At 71.3% G+C, this 22,058-nt stretch carries 18 protein-coding genes; 1 reads left to right on the top strand and 17 read right to left on the bottom strand.

Features of this window, described 5'->3' with window-relative positions:
- Positions 1-41: 41 nt before the first annotated feature.
- From ACF089_RS14995 to ACF089_RS14975, 5 genes are all read right to left on the bottom strand, one after another.
- Complete coding sequence (locus ACF089_RS14995) at positions 42-1,631, bottom strand: Na+/H+ antiporter (RefSeq protein WP_392026152.1); 1,590 nt, start codon at positions 1,629-1,631, stop codon at positions 42-44.
- A gap of 324 nt (positions 1,632-1,955) precedes the next feature.
- A complete protein-coding gene (locus ACF089_RS14990; RefSeq protein ID WP_392026150.1) occupies positions 1,956-2,438 on the bottom strand; it encodes a GNAT family N-acetyltransferase in 483 nt (160 codons plus the stop codon).
- Positions 2,435-3,376: an RluA family pseudouridine synthase gene (locus ACF089_RS14985; RefSeq protein WP_392026149.1), complete on the bottom strand. Its 942-nt coding sequence runs from the start codon at positions 3,374-3,376 to the stop codon at positions 2,435-2,437. Before ACF089_RS14985 ends, ACF089_RS14990 begins: the two co-directional genes overlap by 4 nt.
- Before the next feature lie 155 nt (positions 3,377-3,531).
- Positions 3,532-4,092, bottom strand: coding sequence for a signal peptidase II (gene lspA, locus ACF089_RS14980; protein WP_392026147.1), 561 nt, complete (start codon positions 4,090-4,092; stop codon positions 3,532-3,534).
- A gap of 59 nt (positions 4,093-4,151) precedes the next feature.
- Positions 4,152-5,090 carry a TraR/DksA family transcriptional regulator gene (locus ACF089_RS14975; protein WP_392026146.1) on the bottom strand — a complete coding sequence of 313 codons (939 nt, stop codon included), beginning with the start codon at positions 5,088-5,090 and terminating at the stop codon, positions 4,152-4,154.
- Positions 5,091-5,715: 625 nt separating this feature from the next.
- Between ACF089_RS14975 and ileS the strand changes: the two genes are divergently transcribed.
- Positions 5,716-8,862, top strand: a complete 3,147-nt coding sequence (ileS, locus tag ACF089_RS14970; RefSeq protein ID WP_392026144.1) for an isoleucine--tRNA ligase — start codon at positions 5,716-5,718, stop codon at positions 8,860-8,862.
- A gap of 309 nt (positions 8,863-9,171) precedes the next feature.
- Here the strand turns inward: ileS and ACF089_RS14965 are convergent, their stop codons facing one another.
- The 12 genes from ACF089_RS14965 to murF all read right to left on the bottom strand — a co-directional run bounded on the left by ACF089_RS14965 (position 9,172) and on the right by murF (position 22,055).
- Positions 9,172-10,371: a DivIVA domain-containing protein gene (locus ACF089_RS14965; RefSeq protein ID WP_392026142.1), complete on the bottom strand. Its 1,200-nt coding sequence runs from the start codon at positions 10,369-10,371 to the stop codon at positions 9,172-9,174.
- Between the two features lie 64 nt (positions 10,372-10,435).
- On the bottom strand, positions 10,436-10,726 hold the full coding sequence (locus ACF089_RS14960) for a YggT family protein (protein WP_392026141.1): 291 nt from the start codon (positions 10,724-10,726) through the stop codon (positions 10,436-10,438).
- A gap of 66 nt (positions 10,727-10,792) precedes the next feature.
- Positions 10,793-11,410 (bottom strand): cell division protein SepF, encoded by a 618-nt coding sequence (locus tag ACF089_RS14955; protein WP_344475324.1) that lies wholly within the window; start codon positions 11,408-11,410, stop codon positions 10,793-10,795.
- 125 nt (positions 11,411-11,535) lie between these two features.
- Positions 11,536-12,306, bottom strand: coding sequence for a YggS family pyridoxal phosphate-dependent enzyme (locus ACF089_RS14950; protein ID WP_392026140.1), 771 nt, complete (start codon positions 12,304-12,306; stop codon positions 11,536-11,538).
- Positions 12,303-13,088, bottom strand: a complete 786-nt coding sequence (gene pgeF, locus ACF089_RS14945) for a peptidoglycan editing factor PgeF (protein WP_392026139.1) — start codon at positions 13,086-13,088, stop codon at positions 12,303-12,305. The genes ACF089_RS14950 and pgeF overlap by 4 nt, the downstream gene beginning before the upstream one ends.
- Positions 13,085-14,281: a cell division protein FtsZ gene (gene ftsZ / locus ACF089_RS14940; protein WP_392026138.1), complete on the bottom strand. Its 1,197-nt coding sequence runs from the start codon at positions 14,279-14,281 to the stop codon at positions 13,085-13,087. The genes pgeF and ftsZ overlap by 4 nt, the downstream gene beginning before the upstream one ends.
- 275 nt (positions 14,282-14,556) lie before the next feature.
- Complete coding sequence (locus ACF089_RS14935; RefSeq protein ID WP_392026137.1) at positions 14,557-15,366, bottom strand: cell division protein FtsQ/DivIB; 810 nt, start codon at positions 15,364-15,366, stop codon at positions 14,557-14,559.
- A gap of 52 nt (positions 15,367-15,418) precedes the next feature.
- Positions 15,419-16,513 carry an undecaprenyldiphospho-muramoylpentapeptide beta-N-acetylglucosaminyltransferase gene (gene murG, locus ACF089_RS14930; RefSeq protein WP_392026136.1) on the bottom strand — a complete coding sequence of 365 codons (1,095 nt, stop codon included), beginning with the start codon at positions 16,511-16,513 and terminating at the stop codon, positions 15,419-15,421.
- A 6-nt stretch (positions 16,514-16,519) separates the two neighbouring features.
- Positions 16,520-18,040: a putative lipid II flippase FtsW gene (ftsW, locus tag ACF089_RS14925; RefSeq protein WP_392026135.1), complete on the bottom strand. Its 1,521-nt coding sequence runs from the start codon at positions 18,038-18,040 to the stop codon at positions 16,520-16,522.
- Between the two features lie 90 nt (positions 18,041-18,130).
- Positions 18,131-19,561 carry a UDP-N-acetylmuramoyl-L-alanine--D-glutamate ligase gene (gene murD / locus ACF089_RS14920; protein WP_392026134.1) on the bottom strand — a complete coding sequence of 477 codons (1,431 nt, stop codon included), beginning with the start codon at positions 19,559-19,561 and terminating at the stop codon, positions 18,131-18,133.
- On the bottom strand, positions 19,558-20,628 hold the full coding sequence (gene mraY, locus ACF089_RS14915; protein WP_392026133.1) for a phospho-N-acetylmuramoyl-pentapeptide-transferase: 1,071 nt from the start codon (positions 20,626-20,628) through the stop codon (positions 19,558-19,560). Before mraY ends, murD begins: the two co-directional genes overlap by 4 nt.
- Positions 20,625-22,055, bottom strand: coding sequence for a UDP-N-acetylmuramoyl-tripeptide--D-alanyl-D-alanine ligase (gene murF, locus ACF089_RS14910; RefSeq protein WP_392026132.1), 1,431 nt, complete (start codon positions 22,053-22,055; stop codon positions 20,625-20,627). Before murF ends, mraY begins: the two co-directional genes overlap by 4 nt.
- Positions 22,056-22,058 lie beyond the last annotated feature (3 nt).

The following is a 22,058-nucleotide window of genomic DNA, read 5'->3' as shown; positions in this document are numbered from 1 at the left end:
CCCCGGGACGGCGGAGGCGCCCGTCCCGGGGGCCGGCCGGTTCAGCGCAGGCTGCGTACGTCCAGATGCCGCAGCACCCGGTCCACCACCTCGGGGTCCGCGCCCGGCTCGCTGCGGGCGGAGAGCACCTCGTGGCGGGCGGCCGACATCATCTCGCGCTGGATCCGGTGGACGGTCCTGGCCCGCTCGATCCGTTTGGCGTACCAGTCGCGCCGGTCCTCCTCGATGATGTCCGGGCTGATCCTCGCCCCCACCTCGTACGCCCCGCGGAGCAGCCGTTCGCTGACCTCCTCGGGCAGCTCCTCGACCTCCTCGATCTCCCTGAGCCGGTGCCGGGCCGCGCGGGCCGCCCGCAGCGCGAGGCGGTGCTCCAGCTCGCGTTCGGCGCCGGCGTCGGCGCGCACCCCGAGCCGGCGGACCAGCCAGGGCAGGGTGAGCCCCTGGACGACAAGGGTGGCGAGGATCACCACGAAGGCGATGAAGACGATCTCGGAGCGGGCCGGGAAGGGATCGCCGCCGTCCGTCGTCAGCGGGATGGCGAGCGCGAGGGCGACGGAGGCCACCCCGCGCATCCCCGACCACCACACGACGACGGTCTCCCGCCAGCTGACGGGGATGTCCTCGTCGTAGTCGCGGCGGCTGTGGAGCCTTTTGGCGAGCCAGGTGGCGGGCAGCAGCCAGAGCAGCCGCACCCCGACGACCACCGCGGTGATCAGCGCGCCCCAGCCGAGGAGGGCGGAGAGCCGGCCGTCCTCCACGGTGCCGAAGACCATGTGGAGTTCGAGTCCGATGAGTCCGAAGGCGACCCCGGTGACCAGGGTGTCGATGATCTCCCAGAAGGTGTTCCCGGCCAGCCGTCCCATGACGTCGTCGGCGTCGGCGGCGTGCTCGGCGAGGAAGAGGGCGGTGGTGAGGACGGCGAGCACGCCGGAGCCGTGCAGTTCCTCGGCGAGGACATAGCTGACGAAGGGCACCATCAGCGAGAGGCCGACCTGGAGGGTGGGGTCGCCGAGGAGCGCCATCAGCTTGTTGGAGAGCCAGCCGAGTCCGAGGCCGACGGCGACGGCGACCACGGCGGAGAGCACGAGCTGTCCCCCGGCGGCGGGCCAGGAGAAGGATCCGCTGACGGCGGCGGCGATGGCCACGTGGTAGAGCACGATGGCGGTGACGTCGTTGAAGAGCCCCTCGCCCTCCAGGATGGAGACCAGCCGCCGGGGCAGTCCGAGCCGCCCGGCGACCTGGGTGGCGGCGACCGGGTCGGGGGGCGCGACCAGCGCGCCGAGCGCGACGGCGGCGGCGAGCGGGAGACCGGGCACGATGGCGTGGGCGACCGCCGCGACGGCCGCCGTGGTCACGAAGACCAGGGCGACGGCGAGCAGCAGGATGGGCCGGACATGGGCGGTGAACTGCCGCCAGGAGGTGCGCTGGACGGCGGCGTAGAGCAGCGGCGGCAGCACCAGCGGGAGGATGAACTCAGGGGGTACGTCGACGGTCGGCGCGAAGGGCAGAAAGGCGACCCCGGCCCCGGCGAGGGTCATCAGCACGGGCGCGGGGAGGTCGAGCCGCTCCCCCAGCGGCACGGTCACCACGGCTCCGAGCAGCAGTGCCAGCAGCAGTGCGACTTGGTCCACGAGGTGCCCTCCGGGGGTGATGAGCCGCCACGATCAGGCCACAGCCTGCCATGCGGAACATCCGATTCACCCGAAATGCGGCTTTAGCCGCCCGGCGGCCCGTGTCGGCGATCCGGGCCGGGCGGGCCCTTGGGGCCGGGCGAGCCTCGGGCCGGGCGGGCGCGGGCGCACGCGGCCCGGGGGGCGGCCCGGGGGGCGGACCGGGCGGCGGACCGGGCGGCGGACCGGGAGGCGGACCGGGCGGGCCAGGGATCATGCGCGGACCGGGCGAGCGGGCGGGACCGGGGGCCGCCTCCAGGACTAACGGGCGACAGGACTGCCGGGCTACAGAGCCCGGCGCATCGCCCGGTGGCCGATGCCGCCCTCGGAGAACTCCCCGCCGTACGCCGCGTACCCCAGCCGTTCGTAGAACCCGAGCGCGTGGGTCTGGGCGTGCAGATCCACCGCGGCGAGCCCGCGGGCCCGGGCCGCCTCCTCGATCGCGCGGACCAGCGCGGCCCCCACGCCCAGCCCGCGGGCCGGGGCGGTGACCGCCAGCCGGCCCAGCACGCCCACCCCGGCGTCGCCGCCGGCGCGGTCCGCGGCGGCGGGTCCGTGGAGCAGCCGGGCGGTGCCGAGCGGAAGGCCGTCCTCGCGGACCGCGAGCACATGCACGGTGTCGGCGTCCGCCGCGTCAAAGGCGTCGTACTCGATCTCCGCCGGGACCCGCTGCTCGGCGATGAAGACCTCTTCGCGGATCGCGAAGCAGGCGGCCCGGTCGGCCGGACCGTCGGCGATCCGCACCGTACGGAGGCCGCCCGGGGTCACGCACTCTCCTCCGCGATCGTGTCGAGCGCCCGGCGCAGATCGTCGGGGTAGCCGATCTCGAACTCCACCCAGCGGCCGTCCGACGGGTGCTCGAAGCCGAGCCGCACCGCGTGCAGCCACTGCCGGGTCAGCCCCAGCCGCTTCGCCAGCGTCGGGTCCGCGCCATAGGTGAGATCGCCCACGCAGGGGTGACGGTGGGCGGCCATGTGGACCCGGATCTGGTGGGTGCGCCCGGTCTCCAGCTTGATGTCGAGGAGGGAGGCCGCGCGGAACGCCTCCTGGAGGTCGTAGTGGGTCACCGACGGCTTGCCCTCGGCGGTCACCGCCCACTTGTAGTCGTGGTTGGGGTGACGGCCGATCGGGGCGTCGATGGTGCCGCTCATCGGGTCGGGGTGGCCCTGCACCAGCGCGTGGTAGCGCTTGTCGACGGTCCGCTCCCGGAACTGCTGCTTGAGCAGGGTGTACGCGCGCTCCGACTTGGCCACGACCATCAGGCCCGAGGTGCCGACGTCGAGCCGGTGCACGATGCCCTGGCGCTCGGCGGCGCCGGAGGTGGAGATCCGGTACCCGGCGGCGGCGAGGCCGCCGATCACGGTGGTCCCGGTCCAGCCGGGGCTGGGGTGGGCGGCGACGCCCACCGGCTTCATGATCACCACGATGTCGTCGTCGTCGTGGACGATCTCCATGCCCTCGACCGGCTCGGCCACGATCTGGACCGGCGCGGGGGCCTGGGGCATCTCGACCTCCAGCCACGCGCCGCCGTGGACCCGCTCGGACTTCCCGACGGCCGCGCCGTCGACCAGCACTTTCCCGGCGGCGGCCAGCTCGGCCGCCTTGGTGCGGGAGAACCCGAAGATACGGGAGATGACGGCGTCGACGCGCTCGCCCTCAAGGCCGTCGGGTACGGGCAGGGTGCGGATCTCGGGAAGGGTACTCACCCGTCGAGTATGCCTTGTCCCGGCGGCCGACCCGGTCGGTCCCCGTGACGAGGGCCCCGGCCGGACCCCGGACCGCGGGCTCCGGACCGCGGGCTCCGGACCGCGGGCTCCGGACCGCGGGGCTCCGCCCGGACCCGTGCGCACCCTCGGCCCGCTCAGTCCTTGTGGACGGTGCCGTCGGGGTCCAGCCCCTTGAAGGAGAGGATCACGATCAGAATGCCGCCGCTGACGATCGCGGTGTCCGCCAGATTGAAGACGGCGAAGTGCGCGGGGGCGATGAAGTCGACGACCGCGCCCTTGAAGACTCCGGGCGCGCGGAAGATCCGGTCGGTGAGATTGCCGAGCGCCCCGCCGAGCAGCAGACCGAGCGCGAGGGCCCAGGGCAGGCTGTAGAGCTTGCGCGCCAGTCGGATGATCACCACGATCACCGAGGCGGCGATGGCGGTGAAGATCACGGTGAACGCCTCGCCGATGCCGAAGGCCGCGCCCGCGTTCCGTACCGCCTCGAACCTCAGCCAGTCCCCGATGATCTCGATGGGCGCGTGGTGCTCCAGCCGGGCCACCACGATCATCTTGGTGACGAGGTCGATCAGATACGCGACCGCCGCGACCGAGAGAAGCACGGCGACTCTTCGCCTGCCTCGGGGCTGCTCGGCGGACGCCTCAGCCTCGTCGTCCACATCCGGCGTACCGATGGTGCGCTCCGCCTCTGCCACGTGAGTCCCTCAACCTAGGTGCCTGACTGACCACGAGGGTACGGCACACACGTACGGAGTCAGCCCCGGCGTTCCTGCTTCTGCTTGCACTCCACACAGAGCGTGGCCCGGGGGAATGCCTGCATACGGGCCTTGCCGATGGGCTTGCCGCAGTTCTCGCAGACGCCGTAGGTGCCGGCCTCCAGCCGCTGGAGAGCCCGCTCGGTCTGCTCCAGCATCTCGCGGGCGTTGGCCGCGAGCGACAGCTCGTGCTCGCGGGTGATGTTCTTGGTGCCGGTGTCGGCGTCGTCGCCGCCCGAGCCGCCGCCGGAGTCCCGCATCAGATGGGCGAGGGCCGCCTCGGACGCGGTCAGCTCGGCGTTCAGCCGGCTCACCTCGCCCTCCAGCTCGGTACGGGCCTCGGCGACCTCCTCCGGGGTCCATGGGTCCTCGCCGGGGCGGACCGCCAGCTCCCCGGGGGCCGTCGCCGCCGCGCGGGCCGTGGGCACCGCCGTACCGCCGCTCCCGACGGGCGCGGCCGCCGCGGTCTTCTTCGCTCGCACCGTTCTGGCTCCTGTCTGCTGTGCGGCCTCGGCCGCCCCGTGGGCCGCCGGGGCGGCCTTCTTCGCGGCGGTCTTCCCGGCCGCCGTCTTCTTCGCCGCCGTCTTGTTGGCTGCTTTCCTGGCGGCCGTCTTCTTCGCCGCGGTCTTCCTGGCGGGCGTCTCCCCGGCAGCCCCGTCCGTCTCTCCGGGCGGAGGCGTTGCCTTCTTGGCCGCCGTCTTCTTCACCGCGGCCTTCTTGGCGGGCGCCTTCCTGGCCGCCTTCTTGGCGGGCGCTTTCTCGGCCGCCGTCTTCTTGGCCGCCTTCTTCGCGGCCTTCCTTGGAGCCGCCCGCCCGGCGGCGCTCCCGTCCGCCGTCGCTCCGGTGGACGCCGGGCCCGTCGTGTCCCCGGCCGGAGCCGGGGCGGCGGTGGAATTCGTGGACGCCGGATCGCTCTCGGCGGTCTTCTTCGCCACCATGGCCGCGGCCCCTTCACATATTGTGATCTTGCTCGCGAATCGTGCTGGGACGATAAATCGACACCAGCGCCGCGGCAAACGGAGCACGCCGCGCCCGCGCCCCACCACGGCCCGCCGAAACGGACCTGCAACCGTTGTGCCCAGCTCCCCGCCCGGTAATCCGCCTCGCCGCCCGGCCGGGGACTTCACCGGCGCGCGTCTGACCATTCGGGTCACGCCCCGGCCCTGTACGGCGTACGGGACCGGCCCGCGCGCCCCCCGCCCCGCGACGGCCTCCCGCACCCCGGCGGGAAGGCCCGGGAGCCCCCCGCGCGACGCCCCGGAATATCCGGTCCCGGCCGCCGCGCCGAGCCCCTTACACTGGGGGAGCGAAAGGCTTGGATGGGGACGAGTAGCGTCGTACGCAGCCATGAGCGACCCGGGGACGGTGCGAGCCCGGGGGCGAGCGCGATGTGAAGCATCACCCCGGAGCCGCCGGAAGAAAACCGCGAGGTGACTAGACCCGGTGTCGCGACCCCAATGAGGGGGCGGTGCCGCGTGCGCCGCCAAGGAGGGTGGTACCGCGGGAGCAGTCAGGCTCTCGTCCCTCCGACGGAAGAGATCGCAGTCCGCCGGAGGAGCTTCGATGACACCCCCGCAGTACCAGTACCGCCAGGTGCCCGCCCAGGTCGACCTGCCCGCGCTCGAGCACGCCGTGCTCGACTTCTGGCGCGAGAACAAGGTCTTCGCCAAGAGCCTCGACCAGTCCGAGGGCCGCCCCGAGTGGGTCTTCTACGAGGGCCCGCCCACGGCCAACGGCATGCCCGGCGCGCACCACATCGAGGCCCGCGTCTTCAAGGACGTCTTCCCCCGGTTCCGCACGATGAGCGGCTATCACGTCGCCCGCAAGGCCGGCTGGGACTGTCACGGCCTCCCGGTCGAGCTGGCCGTCGAGAAGGAGCTGGGCTTCTCCGGCAAGAAGGACATCGAGGCGTACGGCATCGCCGAGTTCAACGACAAATGCCGGGAGTCGGTGAGCCGCCACACGGACGCCTTCGCCGCGCTGACCGACCGCATGGGCTACTGGGTCGACATGGACGACGCCTACTGGACCATGAAGCCCGAGTACATCGACTCGGTGTGGTGGTCGCTGAAGGAGATCTTCGGCAAGGGCATGCTCGTCCAGGACCACCGGGTCGCCCCCTGGTGCCCCCGCTGCGGCACCGGCCTCTCGGACCATGAGCTGGCCCAGGGGTACGAGACGGTCGTCGACCCCTCCGTCTTCGTCCGCTTCCCGCTGACCTCCGGCCCGCTGGCGGGCGAGGCGGCGCTGCTGGTGTGGACGACCACCCCGTGGACGCTGGTGTCGAACACCGCCGTCGCCGTCCACCCCGAGGTCGTCTACGTCGTGGCCACGGACGGCACGGAGAAGCTCGTCGTCGCCGAACCGCTGCTGGAGAAGGCGCTCGGCGAGGGCTGGGAGCCCACCGGCGACTCGTTCACCGGCGCCGAGATGGAGCGCTGGACCTACGAGCGCCCGTTCGACCTGATCGAGTTCCCGGCCGAGGCGCACTATGTCGTCAACGCCGAGTACGTCACCACCTCCGACGGTACGGGTCTGGTCCACCAGTCCCCCGCGTTCGGCGAGGACGACCTCAAGGTCTGCCGCGCCTACGGTCTGCCCGTGGTGAACCCGGTGCGCCCGGACGGCACCTTCGAGGAGGACGTGCCGCTGGTCGGCGGAGTCTTCTTCAAGAAGGCCGACGAGCGGCTGACCGCGGACCTCCAGGAGCGCGGCCGGCTCTTCCGCCACACCCCGTACGAGCACAGCTATCCGCACTGCTGGCGCTGCCACACCGCGCTGCTGTACTACGCGCAGCCGTCCTGGTACATCCGCACCACCGCGGTCAAGGACCGGCTGATCGAGGAGAACGAGAACACCAACTGGTTCCCCGAGTCGGTCAAGCACGGCCGGTTCGGCGACTGGCTGAACAACAACATCGACTGGGCGCTCTCCCGCAACCGCTACTGGGGCACCCCGCTGCCGATCTGGCGCTGTGAGGAGAACCACCTCACCTGTGTGGGCTCCCGGGCCGAGCTGACGGAGCTGACCGGGGCCGACCAGTCGGCCCTCGACCCGCACCGTCCCTTCATCGACGAGGTCACCTTCGCCTGCCCGCAGTGCTCGGGCACCGCGACCCGGGTGCCGGAGGTCATCGACGCCTGGTACGACGCCGGCTCGATGCCGTTCGCGCAGTGGGGCTATCCGCACCAGAACAAGGAGCTGTTCGAGCAGCGCTATCCGGCGCAGTTCATCTCCGAGGCGATCGACCAGACCCGGGGCTGGTTCTACACCCTGATGGCGATCGGCACCCTGGTCTTCGACAAGTCCTCGTACGAGAACGTCGTCTGCCTCGGGCACATCCTGGCCGAGGACGGCCGGAAGATGTCCAAGCACCTGGGGAACACCCTCGACCCGATCCCGCTGATGGACCAGCACGGCGCGGACGCGGTCCGCTGGTTCATGGCGGCGGGCGGTTCGCCGTGGTCGGCGCGCCGCGTCGGGCACAGCACGATCCAGGAGGTCGTGCGCAAGACCCTGCTGACGTACTGGAACACCGTGGCGTTCCAGGCGCTGTACGCGCGGACGTCCGGCTGGTCCCCGTCGGCCTCCGACCCGGCGCCCGCCGAGCGCACCGTGCTGGACCGCTGGCTGCTGAGCGAGCTGAACGCGCTGGTGGACCAGACCACCCAGGCGATGGAGAGCTTCGACACCCAGCGGGCCGGAAAGCTGCTCTCCTCCTTCGTGGACGATCTGTCGAACTGGTACGTGCGCCGGTCGCGCCGCCGCTTCTGGCAGGGCGACCCGGCCGCGCTGCGGACCCTGCACGACGTCATCGAGACGGTGACCCGGCTGATGGCCCCGCTGACCCCGTTCATCACCGAGCGGGTCTGGCAGGACCTGGTGGTCCCGGTCACCCCGGACGCGGTCGAGTCGGTGCATCTGTCGAGCTGGCCGGCGGCGGAGCTGGACGCGATCGACCCGGTGCTCTCCCGGCAGATGGCGCTGGTGCGCCGGCTGGTGGAGCTGGGCCGGGCGACCCGCGCCGAGTCCGGGGTGAAGACGCGTCAGCCGCTGTCCCGCGCGCTGGTGGCGGCGACGGGCTTCGAGTCGCTCTCGCCCGAGCTGCGCTCGCAGATCACGGAGGAGCTGAACGTCTCCTCGCTGGCCTCGCTCTCCGAGGTGGGCGGCTCGCTGGTCGACACGACGGCGAAGGCCAACTTCCGCGCGCTGGGCAAGCGGTTCGGCAAGGGCGTCCAGGCGGTCGCCAAGGCGGTCGCCGAGACGGACGCCGCCGCGCTGTCGGCCGCGCTCCGCGACGGAACCGCGTCCGTGGAGGTCGACGGTGAGACGGTGACGCTCTCCCCCGACGAGGTGATCATCACCGAGACTCCGCGCGAGGGCTGGTCGGTGGCGTCCGACGCGGGCGCGACGGTGGCGCTGGATCTGGAGATCACTCCGGAACTGCGGCTGGCCGGTCTGGCGCGGGACGCGATCCGGCTGATCCAGGAGGCCCGTAAGAACAGCGGGCTCGATGTGGCCGACCGGATCGCCGTGGTGTGGGCGTCCTCGGACCCGTCCACCGCCGAGGCGCTCACCGCGCACACTCCGCTGATCGCGGACGAGGTGCTGGCGGAGACCTTCAGCCGGTCGGCGCCGGACGGCGACGGCTACGGAGAGGCGTTCACGGACGAGCCGCTGGCGCTCACCTTCCATCTGCGCAAGGTGTAACCGCCCGCTGTAACCGCCCGCTCGAAGCGAAGGGGGCCGGGTCCTGGAAAGGACCCGGCCCCCTTCGCGTACGCCCGAAGCCGGCACCGGCCGCCACCGGGACTTCGGCTCCCCGCCCGCGACGTCCGGCTCCGGCGCCGGTCGCCGGCTCCGACCGGAGCGCCCGTCCACGGCGCGCGACACATCACAGGGGCACGGGACACGCGGCACACGGCACACGGCACACGACATGGGGCCGGGCCCAGGACATTCGTCCCGGGCCCGGCCCCATGTCTGCCGACGGCTACGCGCTCAGCGCGTGTGCGCCATTCAGTTGTCGTCCTCGTCGATCAGGAAGCCCCTCATCGGCGCCGGAGCCTGCTGCATCGGCTGCGGAGCCTGCGGCCGGACCGGAGCCATCGGCTGGGTCATCGCCGGGGACATCTGCTGCTGGCCGCCGTACGAAGGACCGCCGCCCATCGACGGGTTGCCGCCCATGGACTGGCCCATCGACGGAGCGCCGCCCATCGCGTGACCCATCGACGGGGCGCCCGCGGACGCCATCGACGGGGACGGCGGCAGGGAGGCGGCCGCCGGGGTGCGCGGCGGGGCCAGCGAGTCGTCGGCCTGGGTCTCCAGCTGACGCAGCTGGCTCTCCAGGTACGACTTCAGGCGGGTGCGGTACTCACGCTCGAAGCCCCGCAGGTCCTCGACCTTGCGCTCCAGCGTGGCCCGCGCGGACTCCAGGGAGCCCATCGCGACGCGGTGCTTCTCCTGCGCGTCCCGCTCCAGCGCGTCGGCCTTGGCGCGGGCGTCCCGCTCCAGGCCCTCGGCGCGCGAACGAGCCTCGCCGACGATCTTGTTGGCCTCGGAACGGGCCTCCGCGATCGCCTGGTCGGCGGTCTGCTGCGCCAGGGAGAGGACTCGGGCCGCGCTGTCGCCGCCGGGGCCCTGACCGGGCTGCTGCATCTGCTGACCGTGGCCGCCCATGGGGCCGCCCTGCATCTGGCCGCCCTGCATCTGACCGCCGGGGCCACCGGGGCCGCCCATCGGATTGCCCTGCATGGGGCCGCCCTGCATGGAGTTTCCCTGCATGGCGTTGCCCTGCATCGGGTTGCCCTGCATCGGACCGCCCTGCATGGGACCGCCGGGGCCGCCCATCGGGTTGCCGTGGCTGGGACCCGCCGGCAGCTGAGGCGCTCCACCGGGCAGCTGGGGCGGACCCATCTGCGGGGGCTGCTGCTGCTGGACGGGCGGGCCCGATATGGCGGCGGGCACCGGTGCGCCCGGTCCCTGCCGGCCGTCCTGCGGCTCCGGGGGTTTGCGCATGCCCTGCTGTTGCTGGTTCTGCGCGGCCGCACGAGTCGCCGCGGCCAGCTTGGCGCGCAGGTCCTCGTTCTCACGGAGCAAGCGGGTCAATTCAGACTCGACCTCGTCGAGGAAGGCATCGACCTCGTCCTCGTCATAGCCTTCTCGGAGGCGGACGGTCGTGAACTGCTTGTTCCGCACGTCCTCAGGGGTCAGCGGCATCTCTTCTTCACCTCTACGTAGTCGTCGGCAGTCGGCAAGACCGTATCGTCCACGGTTCTCTCCCTCATCTCGCGAATCCACCCACGATATTGAGCAGGATGTAGACGATGATCATCAGAACGAAGAAGGACAGGTCGAGTGCCACGCCCCCGAGACGCAACGGCGGGATGAACCGCCGAAGAAGCTTGAGCGGTGGATCGGTGACAGTGTAGGTGGCCTCAAGGACGACCACCATCGCCTTACCGGGTTGCCATGAACGGGCGAACTGGAAGACGTAGTCCATGACCAGCCGGAAAATCAGCACGACGAGGAAACACAACAGCGCGATGTAGACCACCTGCAGTGCGACGCCCATCCCGCGCTTCTCCCCTGTGCTCTCGTGGTCCGGCCGTACGGCCGGGTCGTCCCGGTGTGGTGCTTCTCAGCTCTGGTTGAAGAAACCGCCCTCTGCGATACGGGCCTTGTCCTCCGCCGTGACATCGACGTTAGCAGGCGACAACAGGAACACCTTCTGTGTCACCCGCTCAATGCTGCCATGGAGACCGAAGACAAGTCCCGCGGCAAAGTCGACAAGTCGCTTCGCGTCCGTGTCGTCCATCTCGGTCAGATTCATGATCACCGGAGTGCCCTCGCGGAAGTGTTCCCCGATGGTACGGGCCTCGTTGTAGGTCCGCGGGTGCAACGTGGTGATGCGGTAAGGCTCCCGCTCGGACACGACCTTGGGCATGATCACCGGCGCGTTCTTCTCCAGGCTCGGACGTTCAGGTGTGATGGACGCCACGGGGGCGATTCGTGCCGGACGTCCGTTTTCTGCGGGTAGCGAAGCGGGAACGGGCATCGGCTCGCGCTGCGGCGGCGGCTGCACCGCTCGTACCGGTTCCTCGCGTTCGACCTGATGCGGGGGCTGGTGCCTGCGGTGCTCCCGCTCGGGCTCCGGCTCGGGTTCGAAGTCGTCGTCGGGGTCAAAACCCCGGCCGTCGTACCCATCGTCCTCCACGAGGCCGAGGTAGACCGCCATCTTGCGCATCGCGCCGGCCATTGCTCTGAGTCCTCCGCTCTGTGGTGGATCGGCCTTTGTCACCAAGTGCCCGCGATCCACTGGGTCTGCCCGCTTTGCTACGGGAATGACCATATTTTCTGCTGTGGTCCGACTTCTTGGCGACGTTACCCGAGCCGGGGACGGACTCCGAGTACCGCAGTGCCGACGCGTACATGTGTCGCCCCGGCGGCCACGGCTTCTTCGAGGTCCGCACTCATCCCCGCTGACACCATGTTGGCAGCAGGATGCCCGATGCGCAGGCCGGATGAGAATTCCATCAGCCGCTCGAACGCCGCCCGTTCCCGTCCGGCGTACGCTCCGGCGAGGGGCGCGACGGTCATGAGACCGTCGAGCCGCAGACCTGACGCTCCGTCAATCGCCGCGGCCAGTTCCTCGATCCCGTCCGGCGCGACCCCGCCGCGCTCCCCGCGCGAGCCGGCGTCGGCGTCCAGCGCGACCTGGATCAGACAGCCCAGCTCACGGCCGGTGCGGTCGGCGGCCGCGGAGAGCGCCGTGACAAGTTTCATGCGGTCGATCGACTGCACCACATCGGCATAACTGGCTACGGAACGGACTTTATTGGTCTGAAGCTGACCGACGAAATGCCAGTCGAGGTCGAGATCGGCACAGGCGGCGGCCTTGGGGGCGGCGTCCTGGTCTCGGTTCTCGGCGACATTCCTCACACCGAGCCCGTGCAGCAGCCGGACGTCACTGGCCGGGTAGGTCTTGGTGACCACGATGAGCGTCACCTCGTCCCGGTCGCGGCCGGAGGCGGCGCAGGCGGAGGCGATACGTTCCTCCACGCGGGCCAGGTTGGCCGCGAGTTCGGCCCGGCGGGCCGCCGGGCCGGGGCCCGTCGCACCGTCGTGGCCGGGAATGTCGTCGCGGTCCGTCATGCTGCGCTCTCTCCTGCCGGGGAAGCGGCGTCCGGCTCCCCCGGGAGCGGCTCCAGCCAGACATATCCGGCGAGCCGTCCGGTGGTGCGGTCGCGGCGGTACGAGTAGTGGTCGTTCGACTCCCGGGTGCAGACCGCGGAGGCCCGCCGGTCGCGCACGCCGAGCGCCGCGAGCTGGGCGTGGACTCCGGCGGTGACGTCGACGGCCGGGGTCCCCCAGCTGGTCTCGGCCCAGGCGGCCGGTTCGACCGAGGCCACCTCCGCCCGCATCGCCTCGGGGACTTCGTAGCACCGGCCGCAGACGGCGGGCCCGGTGCGGGCGACGATCCGCTCCGGCCGGGCGCCGGCCGCGACCATCCCGGCCACGGTCGCCGGCACGATCCCGGCGACCATCCCCGGGCGGCCGGCGTGGGCCGCGGCCACCACTCCTGCGACCGGATCGGCCAGCAGTACGGGGGTGCAGTCGGCGGTCAGCACCGCGAGCGCGAGTCCGCGCCGGGCGGTGACCACGCCGTCCACCGACGGAACGGGCGCGTCGCCCCAGGGGGCGTCGACCCGGGCGACGTCCTTTCCGTGCACCTGGTTCATCCAGACCACGAGCCCGGGGTCGAGCCCCAGCTTCCCGGCGGCGATCGCCCGGTTGGTCCGTACGGCGCCGGGGTCGTCGCCGACCGCGCCGCCGAGATTCAGCTCCTCGTACGGAACGGCGCTCACCCCGCCCCACCGGTCGGTGAAGGCGAAGTGCGCGCCGTTCGCGTCTATCGCGTCGTGCCCCACGGTCACTTCAAGAAGTCCGGTACATCCAGCTCTTCGACCGAGGTGTCCGGGTAGGGACGGGCCGGCGGAACCTGGGGGGAGGAGGAGTTCAGGTCCTTCACGAGCGGAGCCGGCTCGGGCTTGGGCTCCTCGCGGACCGGCACCGTGCCGAGGCCGGACGGACGCGCGCTCTCACCGCGGGCCGGAGCGGCCTGCGGTTCCTCGCGCTTGCCGGACGCCGCGCCGAGGACGGTGTCCCGGCGGGCCGGCGGCTGGCCGCCGTCGAACCCGGCCGCGATGACCGTGACCCGGACCTCGTCACCGAGGGCGTCGTCGATGACGGCGCCGAAGATGATGTTGGCCTCGGGGTGCGCGGCCTCGCTGACCAGCTGGGCGGCCTCGTTGATCTCGAAGAGTCCGAGGTCGGAGCCGCCCGAGATGGAGAGCAGCACCCCCCGGGCCCCGTCGATGGAGGCCTCCAGCAGCGGCGAGGAGATCGCCATCTCGGCGGCGGCCACCGCGCGGTCGTCGCCGCGGGCCGAGCCGATGCCCATGAGCGCGGATCCGGCCTCGGACATCACGGACTTGACGTCCGCGAAGTCGAGGTTGATCAGACCCGGTGTGGTGATCAGATCGGTGATGCCCTGAACGCCGGAGAGCAGTACCTGGTCCGCGGACTTGAACGCGTCCAGCACGCTGACCTGGCGGTCCGAGATGGACAGCAGCCGGTCGTTGGGGATGACGATGAGGGTGTCGACCTCTTCGCGGAGTTCGGCGATGCCGTCCTCCGCCTGATTGGCGCGACGGCGGCCCTCGAAGGTGAACGGGCGGGTGACCACGCCGATCGTCAGGGCGCCGAGCGACCGGGCGATGTTGGCCACGACGGGCGCGCCGCCGGTGCCGGTGCCGCCGCCCTCTCCCGCGGTGACGAAGACCATGTCGGCCCCCTTGAGGACCTCCTCGATCTCCTCACGGTGGTCCTCAGCCGCCTTGCGGCCGACGGCCGGGTTGGCTCCGGCGCCGAGGCCCCGGGTGAGTTCCCGGCCGACGTCGAGCTTGACGTCGGCGTCGCTCATCAACAGTGCCTGAGCATCGGTGTTGATGGCGATGAACTCGACGCCTTTGAGGCCGACCTCGATCATTCGGTTGATGGCATTGACACCACCGCCGCCGACACCGATGACCTTGATGACTGCGAGGTAGTTCTGCGGTGCTGCCACGTCGAAGGCCTCTCGCCTCGAGATACGTGTCGTCATCGCGCGGTCTGCGCGCCATGACGACGGATGCCGATGGGACGGTCCGAAACGCCGACCCGAACCCTAACGTTGAAGTTTAGGGTTACCAGTGTGTCTGTCCGTTGGACTCTCCGAACAGGACACTAAGTCGACAAGTGGCGCGCGTTCAACGAACACGCCGAACCTCCCGTTTTTCTTTTCACCCTATGTGATCAGCCATTGCGCTGACCAGCCAGGGGGCTGGCCAGCTCGTTTGTGCGTCAACTCGGGGAAGCGGCAGGGGCGGTGGGGGCGCTCACATCGAAGTGCCGGGCCTTCGGCGCGGCTTTCATGAGCGCGGTGAGCGCCTCGGCCTTGGCCTCGCCGTCCTCGGGACTGCCCCAGACCACGGTCCTGCCTCCGGTCAACTCCACGACAATGTAGTCGTATGAACGCACCGCGACGGTACGCGCGTCCTTGGCGGCCTTCGCGGGCAGTTCGCCCCTGACCCGGACCGCCTCCTCGGTCAGCCGGGCCGCCGGGAAGCGGCGCAGGCTCGGGGCCCCGTCCGCCGCCAGTTCGAGCAGCGGGACGTTCTTGGGGGCCTTGTCGACCGTGGCGAAACGGATGCCCTTCGCGTCGACTTCGACGAAGCGCTTCCCCTTCTCCATCAGCAGTACGGGCTGACGCTCAGTCACTTCCAGGGTGATTCCGTGCGGCCAGGAACGGGAGACCTCCACCGAGTCGATCCGGGGAAGCCGTTTCAGCAGCCGGGCCTCAATTCCATCCGTATCGATGGAAATCACCGGAGCGCCCATCGGCACTCCGGCCGCCTCGGTGACCTCCCGGGCCGTCAGAACGTCGACGCCCGTCGCCCGCACCCGCTCCACACGGAGCCAGGAGGACCCGTACAGGACCCAGAGGGAGCCCGCGAGGAGCGCCGCGCCCGCCAGGGCGAGGAGCAGGGTGCGGCGGCCCGGGAGGCGCGGCCGGCGGCGCGGGGCGGGGTCGCCGGGGGGCGGGCCGGACGCCCCCCGCGGTCGGCGTGGGGGTTTACGGGCCCCGCGTTCGGCGGTGGTGGGTCCGGCCACGCTCCGGTCTCCTTCCGGCTGGGGTCCGGGGGGCTCCCCGGACCGCGCCGCCTCACGCCTGGCGGCGTGCCGCGATCGCCTCGTACACCATGCCGACCAGCAGGTCGTCGGCGTCCCTGCGGCCGAATTCGGCGGCCGCGCGGGACATCTCGTACAACCGGTGCGGATCGGCCAGCACCGGAAGGACATGGCCCTGGACCCACTGGGGCGTCAGTTCGGCGTCGTCGACGAGGAGTCCGCCGCCGGCCTTCACCACCGGCTGGGCGTTGAGCCGCTGTTCGCCGTTGCCGATGGGCAGCGGGACATAGGCGGCGGGGAGCCCGACGGCGGAGAGTTCGGCGACGGTCATCGCGCCGGCGCGGCAGAGCATCATGTCGGCAGCGGCGTAGGCGAGGTCCATCCGGTCCACATACGGTACCGGGATGTACGGCGGCATTCCGGGCATGTTGTCCACATGCGGCAATTCATTCTTCGGACCGACCGCGTGCAGGATCTGGATGCCGGAGCGCTGGAGCGCCGGAGCGGCCTGCTGGACCACCTCGTTGAGGCGGCGGGCGCCCTGGGAGCCGCCGGAGACCAGCAGGGTGGGCAGATTGGGGTCGAGGCCGAACGCGGCGCGCGCCTCGGGGCGCACCCGGGCCCGGTCGAGGGTGGCGATGGTGTACCGCAGCGGGATGCCGATGTAGCGGGAGTTCCGCAGCTTGCTGTCGGGCGTGGCGACGGCCACCCCGGCGGCGTACCGCGACCCGATCTTGTTGGCGAGTCCGGGACGCGCGTTGGCCTCGTGGACGACGATCGGCACTCCGCGCCGCTTGGCGGCGAGATAGCCGGGCAGGGCGACATAGCCGCCGAAGCCGACGACGCAGTCGGCCTTGGTCCGCTCCAGGATCTGCTCGGCCGCCTTGATCGTGCCGCGCAGCCGCCCGGGCACGGTGATCAGCTCGGGGGTGGGTTTGCGGGGCAGCGGCACGGCGGGGATGAGCGCCAGCTCGTAGCCGCGTTCGGGAACGAGCCTGGTCTCCAGTCCGCGTTCCGTGCCGAGGGCCGTGATTCCCACGGTCGGGTCCTGCCTGCGCAGGGCGTCCGCGAGGGCGAGCGCGGGCTCGATGTGGCCGGCGGTCCCCCCGCCGGCGAGTACGACATGCACCGAAATTCACCGCTCTCCGGACGGACGCTCTGTAACGCGCCGTCTCATCGTCTTCCATCTCACCCCTGGCCGCCGCATGGCCAGGGCCGCCTTCGCGGCGGGATCCTCTCGCGCGAAGGCGATCAGCAGCCCGATAGCGAACATGGACGGCAGCAGGGCCGACCCTCCGTAGGAGAACAGCGGGAGCGGCACACCGGCGATCGGCAGCAGACCGAGCACCGCACCGATGTTGACCATGGCCTGGGCCATGATCCAGGTGGTCACACCTCCCGCCGCGTACCTCACGAAGGGGTCCTCCGTGCGTCCGGCCACGCGGATACCCGCATAGCCTAGAGCCGCGAACAGGGCGAGCACCGACAGCGTCCCCGCCAAGCCCAGTTCCTCCCCGGCGATGGCGAAGATGAAATCGGTGTGGGGTTCGGGGAGTTGCCCCCATTTTTCCACACTCGCACCGAGTCCGGAACCAAACCATCCGCCGGAGGCCAGGGCGTAGATCCCGTGGACCGCCTGCCAGCACTCCCCCTGGGGGCCGAGGTCGATGGCGCCGACGCACATCAGCCGGGACATCCGGTTCTCGCTCGTTCTGATGAGCATGAATCCGACGAGGGCGGCGATGGAGAGCACTCCGGCGAAGAGCCGGGTGGGGGCGCCGGCCAGCCACAGCAGTCCGAAGAGGATCGCGGTGAGGATGATCGCGGTGCCCATGTCGCCGCCGAGCATGATCAGGCCGAGCAGCATGAAGGCGACCGGGACGAGCGGGACCAGCATGTGCTTCCACTGGTTCAGCAGCCGTCTGTCCTGTTTGCGGGCGAGCAGGTCGGCGCCCCAGAGGATCAGCGCGAGTTTGCCGAACTCGCTGGGCTGGAGCTGGAAGGGGCCGCCGAGGGAGAGCCAGTTCTGATTGCCGCCGACCGATTCCCCTATCCCGGGGATCTGGACGAGGACCATCAGGAAGACGGTCACCGTGAGCAGCGGATAGGCCAGGGCCCGGTGCAGCCGGGAGGGCAGCCGGGAGGCGAGCAGCAGCAGTCCGGTGCCGATGACGGCGGCCAGGAACTGCTTGCGGAAGAAGTAGGAGCCGGGCAGGGAGAGCGACAGCGCCTTGATCATCGAGGCGGAGTAGACCATCACCAGACCGAGCACGGTGATCAGCATGGCGCTGCCGAGGATGACGTAGTACGCGGTCAGCGGCCGGTCCCAGGCCCGGCGGGCGCGCTCGTACAACCGGCGCACTCCCCTGCCGCGCGGCGGTCCGGGGGTGGGGGGCGTCCGGGCGGCGCCCCGGGCGGGGGCGCGGCCGCGGGCCGGGCCCGTCGCGCCGCGCAGGGCGAGTCCGGGGCGGTGCGCGGGCGGTTCCGCGGGGAGGCCGGCGAGCGCGGGGGCCGGGAAGGGCGCCCAGGCGCGGGCCCGCCGCAGAAGGGCGCCGGTGAGGCCGCTCACGGGGTCCGGTCCCGGGCGCGCGGGGGCGTGCGGGAGCGCGGGCCCGGTGTCGCGGCCCGGTCCGGCGGTGGTGTCATCGGCCGGCATGGACGCTGTCCCCTCCAGTCGTGCCTGACGCGTGCCGTGTGCCCCGGGTCCGTCCCCGGGGCACACGGCACGGCGCGGAGGTCGAGCCGGTCAGGCGCGCTCGTTGGCGAGGTCGCGTACGGCTTGTGCGAACGCCTCGCCCCGCTTGTTGTAATTGACGAACATGTCCATCGAGGCACAGGCCGGGGCGAGCAGAACCGTGTCCCCGGGCCGGGCGAGGCGTGCCGCCTCCCGGACCGCCGCCGGCATCGCCCCAGTGTCGGTCCGGTCGAGGTCCACGACCGGGACCTCGGGGGCGTGTCGCGCCAGGGCTTCCCGGATCAGCTCACGGTCCGCGCCGATGAGGACGGCGGCGCGCAGCCGCTTCGCCGACTTCTGTACGAGGTCGTCGAAGGACGCGCCCTTGGCCAGTCCGCCCGCGATCCACACGATGGGGTCGTAGGCGGCGAGGGAGGCCTCGGCGGCGTGGGTGTTGGTGGCCTTGGAGTCGTCGATGTAGGCGACGCCGGCCACATCGGCGACCTTCTCGATCCGGTGCGGATCGGGCCGGAAGGCGCGCAGTCCGTCGCGGACCGCCGCCGGGGGCACTCCGTAGGCGCGGGCCAGCGCCGCCGCCGCGAGGGCGTTGGCGATGTTGTGCGGGGCCGGCGGGCTGACGTCCGCGACCTCGGCCAGTTCCTGCGCGTGGCTCTGCCGGTTCTCCACGAAGGCGCGGTCGACCAGGATGCCGTCGACGACGCCGAGCTGGGAGGGGCCGGGGGCGCCGAGGGTGAAGCCGATCGCCCGGCAGCCCTCCTCGACGTCCGCCTCGCGCACCAGGTCCTCGGTGGCCGGGTCGGCGGCGTTGTAGACGCAGGCGACGGTGTTGCCCTCGTAGATCCGGCCCTTGTCGGCGGCGTAGGCCGCCATGGAGCCGTGCCAGTCGAGGTGGTCCGGCGCGAGGTTGAGCACGGCGGCGGAGTGGGCGCGCGGCGAGGGCGCCCAGTGGAGCTGGTAGCTGGAGAGTTCGACGGCCAGGACGTCGTACTCCTCCTCGCCGAGGACGGCGTCCAGCAGGGAGACCCCGATGTTGCCGACGGCGGCCGTGCGCAGGCCCGCCGCTTCGAGGATCGAGGCGAGCATGCGCACGGTGGTGGTCTTGCCGTTGGTGCCGGTGACGGCGAGCCAGGCGGCGGGGGTGCGGCCCGGGCGGCTGTCGCGCAGCCGCCAGGCCAGCTCCACATCGCCCCAGATCTCGACGCCCGCCTCGGCGGCGGCCGCGAAGAGCGGCTTGTCCGGCTGCCAGCCGGGGGTGGTGACGATGAGTTCGGTGGCTTCGGGCAGGGTCGCGCCGTCGCCGAGGCGCACGGCGATGCCGCGCGCCTCCAGCTCGGCGGCCTGGGCCCGGGAGCGCTCGTCGTCGCCGTCGTTGACGACGGTGACCAGCGCGCCGAGGCCGTGCAGGACCGTCGCCGCCGGGATCCCGGAGACGCCGAGACCGGCGACGGTGACCCGCTTGCCCCGCCACTGCTCCGTACTCACTTGTCGGCCGCCCAGCCCGCGTAGAAGAGCCCCAGACCCACGATGACGCACATGCCCTGGATGATCCAGAACCGGACCACCACAAGGACTTCGGACCACCCCTTGAGTTCGAAGTGGTGCTGGAGCGGGGCCATGCGGAAGACCCGCTTGCCGGTCATCTTGAACGAGCCGACCTGGATCACGACGGACATGGTGATCAGGACGAACAGACCGCCCAGGAGCGCCAGCAGCAGTTCGGTGCGGGAGCAGATGGCCAGACCCGCGAGGGCGCCGCCGAGGGCGAGCGAACCGGTGTCGCCCATGAAGATCTTGGCGGGCGAGGTGTTCCACCACAGGAAGCCGAAGCAGGCTCCCATGAGGGCGGAGGCCACCACCGCGAGGTCCAGCGGATCGCGTACCTCGAAACAGGCCGCCGGGTTGGTCAGCTGCGCGGCGTTCGCGCAGGACTCCTGGAACTGCCAGAGGCCGATGAAGGTGTACGCGCCGAAGACCATCACGGACGCGCCGGTGGCGAGGCCGTCCAGACCGTCCGTCAGATTCACGCCGTTGGACATGGCGAGAATCATGAACAGCGCCCAGATGACGAACAGCACCGGGCCGATCGACCAGCCGAAGTCCGTGATGAACGACAGCTTGGTGGAGGCCGGGGTGAGGTCGCGCTGGTCGGCGAATTGCAGGGACAGCAGCGCGAAGGCGATGCCGACGATCAGCTGTCCCGTCATCTTCGCCTTGGCCCGCAGGCCCAGCGAACGCTGCTTGACGATTTTGATGTAGTCGTCCAGGAACCCGACCAGGCCCATGCCGGCCATCAGGAAGAGCACCAGGATGCCCGAGACGGTCGGCTTCTCCCCGGTGATCACCTTGGCGAGCGCGTAGGCGATCAGGGTGGCCAGGATGAAGGAGATGCCGCCCATGGTGGGCGTCCCCTTCTTGCTGCCGTGGGTACGCGGGCCGTCGTCCCGGATGAACTGCCCGTATCCCTTGCGGGCCAGGAGTTTGATCAGCAGCGGTGTGCCGATGAGCGTCAGAAAGAGCCCGATGGCCCCCGCGAAGAGGATCTGCCTCATCGGCCGGCACCCTGCCCATCCGAAGGCGCTGTCGTGTTGTCGAGCAGCGCCTGCGCGACCTGCTCGAGCCCCACCGATCTCGAAGCCTTCACCAGCACGACGTCTCCCGGGCGCAGCTCACTGCGCAACAGGTCGATCGCCGCCCGTGCGTCGGACACGTGCACCGACTCCTCACCCCACGAACCCTCGTTATATGCGCCCAGTTGCAGCCAGGACGCTTCCCTGCCCCCGACTGCGACGAGCTTGCTGACGTTGAGCCGGACGGCGAGCCGTCCGACGGCGTCGTGCTCGGCGAGCGCTTCGTCACCGAGTTCGGCCATCAGGCCGAGCACCGCCCACGTTCGTCCCCCCCGGGACTGCGCTCCCTGGCCCATGGCGGCCAGCGCGCGCAGCGCCGCCCTCATGGACTCGGGGTTCGCGTTGTAGGCGTCGTTGACGATCGTCACGCCGTCCGAACGCTCGGTGACCTCCATGCGCCAGCGGGAGAGGGTGCCGGCCTCGGAGAGCGCGAGGGCGATCTCGTCGGCGGGCATGCCCAGCTCATGGGCGACGGCGGTCGCGGCGAGCGCGTTCGACACGTGGTGCTCACCGTACAGCCGCATGGTCACATCACCGCACCCGGTAGGGGTGTGAAGCGTGAAGGCGGGCTGACCATGCCGGGTGAGCCGGACATTCTCGGCACGCACGTCGGCGTCCGGGGACTCTCCGAAGAGGGTCACGCGGGCCTTGGTGCGCGAGGCCATGGCGCGTACGAGGGGGTCGTCGGCGTTGAGCACCGCGACGCCGTCCTCGGGCAGGGACTCGACCAGTTCGCCCTTGGCCTCGGCGATGCGCTCCCGGCCGCCGAACTCGCCGATGTGGGCGCTGCCGACGTTGAGGACGAGTCCGATCCTGGGCGGCACCAGGCCGGTGAGGTAGCGGATGTCGCCGACGTAGCGGGCGCCCATTTCGAGGACGAGGTGTTCGGTGGTGTCGTCGGCGCGCAGGGCGGTCAGCGGCAGGCCGATCTCGTTGTTGAGATTGCCCGCCGGGTAGACCGTGGGTCCCTTGCGCTGGAGGAGCTGGGCGATCAGGTCCTTGGTGCTGGTCTTTCCGGCGGAGCCGGTGAGCGCGACGGTGGTGGCGCCGAGGCGTTCGACCACCTCGCGGGCGAGGGCCCCGAGGGCGGCGGTGACGTCGTCGACGACGATCGCGGGCACGCCGACGGGCCGGGTGGCCAGCACGGCTACGGCGCCGTCCGCGACGGCGCGTACGGCGAAGTCGTGTCCGTCGGCGTGTTCGCCGGCGAAGGCGGTGAACAGCGCGCCGGGGCGGACCTCGCGGGAGTCGGTGACGACGGGTCCGGTGACGCGCAGTTCCGGATCCGGTATGTCGTGGGACTGCCCGCCGACGATTTCGGCGATCTCGGCGAGGGAGAGGGCGATCACTGG

Source organism: Streptomyces sp. NPDC014894 (genome assembly GCF_043080985.1).
In the GTDB taxonomy this organism is placed as follows: Bacteria; Actinomycetota; Actinomycetes; order Streptomycetales; family Streptomycetaceae; genus Streptomyces.
Note: the sequence above shows the minus strand (reverse complement) of the source record. Positions and strands in the feature narration are given on the sequence as shown.

Excerpts from the sequence above, each read along its gene's own strand:
- mraY (WP_392026133.1), bottom strand. The coding sequence starts at position 20,628 with ATGAGGCAGATCCTCTTCGCGGGGGCCATCGGGCTCTTTCTGACGCTC.
- ftsW (WP_392026135.1), bottom strand. The coding sequence starts at position 18,040 with ATGCCGGCCGATGACACCACCGCCGGACCGGGCCGCGACACCGGGCCC.
- ACF089_RS14950 (WP_392026140.1), bottom strand. The coding sequence starts at position 12,306 with ATGACGGACCGCGACGACATTCCCGGCCACGACGGTGCGACGGGCCCC.
- ACF089_RS14965 (WP_392026142.1), bottom strand. The coding sequence starts at position 10,371 with ATGCCGCTGACCCCTGAGGACGTGCGGAACAAGCAGTTCACGACCGTC.
- ACF089_RS14960 (WP_392026141.1), bottom strand. The coding sequence starts at position 10,726 with ATGGGCGTCGCACTGCAGGTGGTCTACATCGCGCTGTTGTGTTTCCTC.
- ACF089_RS14955 (WP_344475324.1), bottom strand. The coding sequence starts at position 11,410 with ATGGCCGGCGCGATGCGCAAGATGGCGGTCTACCTCGGCCTCGTGGAG.
- ileS (WP_392026144.1), top strand. The coding sequence starts at position 5,716 with ATGACACCCCCGCAGTACCAGTACCGCCAGGTGCCCGCCCAGGTCGAC.
- ACF089_RS14975 (WP_392026146.1), bottom strand. The coding sequence starts at position 5,090 with ATGGTGGCGAAGAAGACCGCCGAGAGCGATCCGGCGTCCACGAATTCC.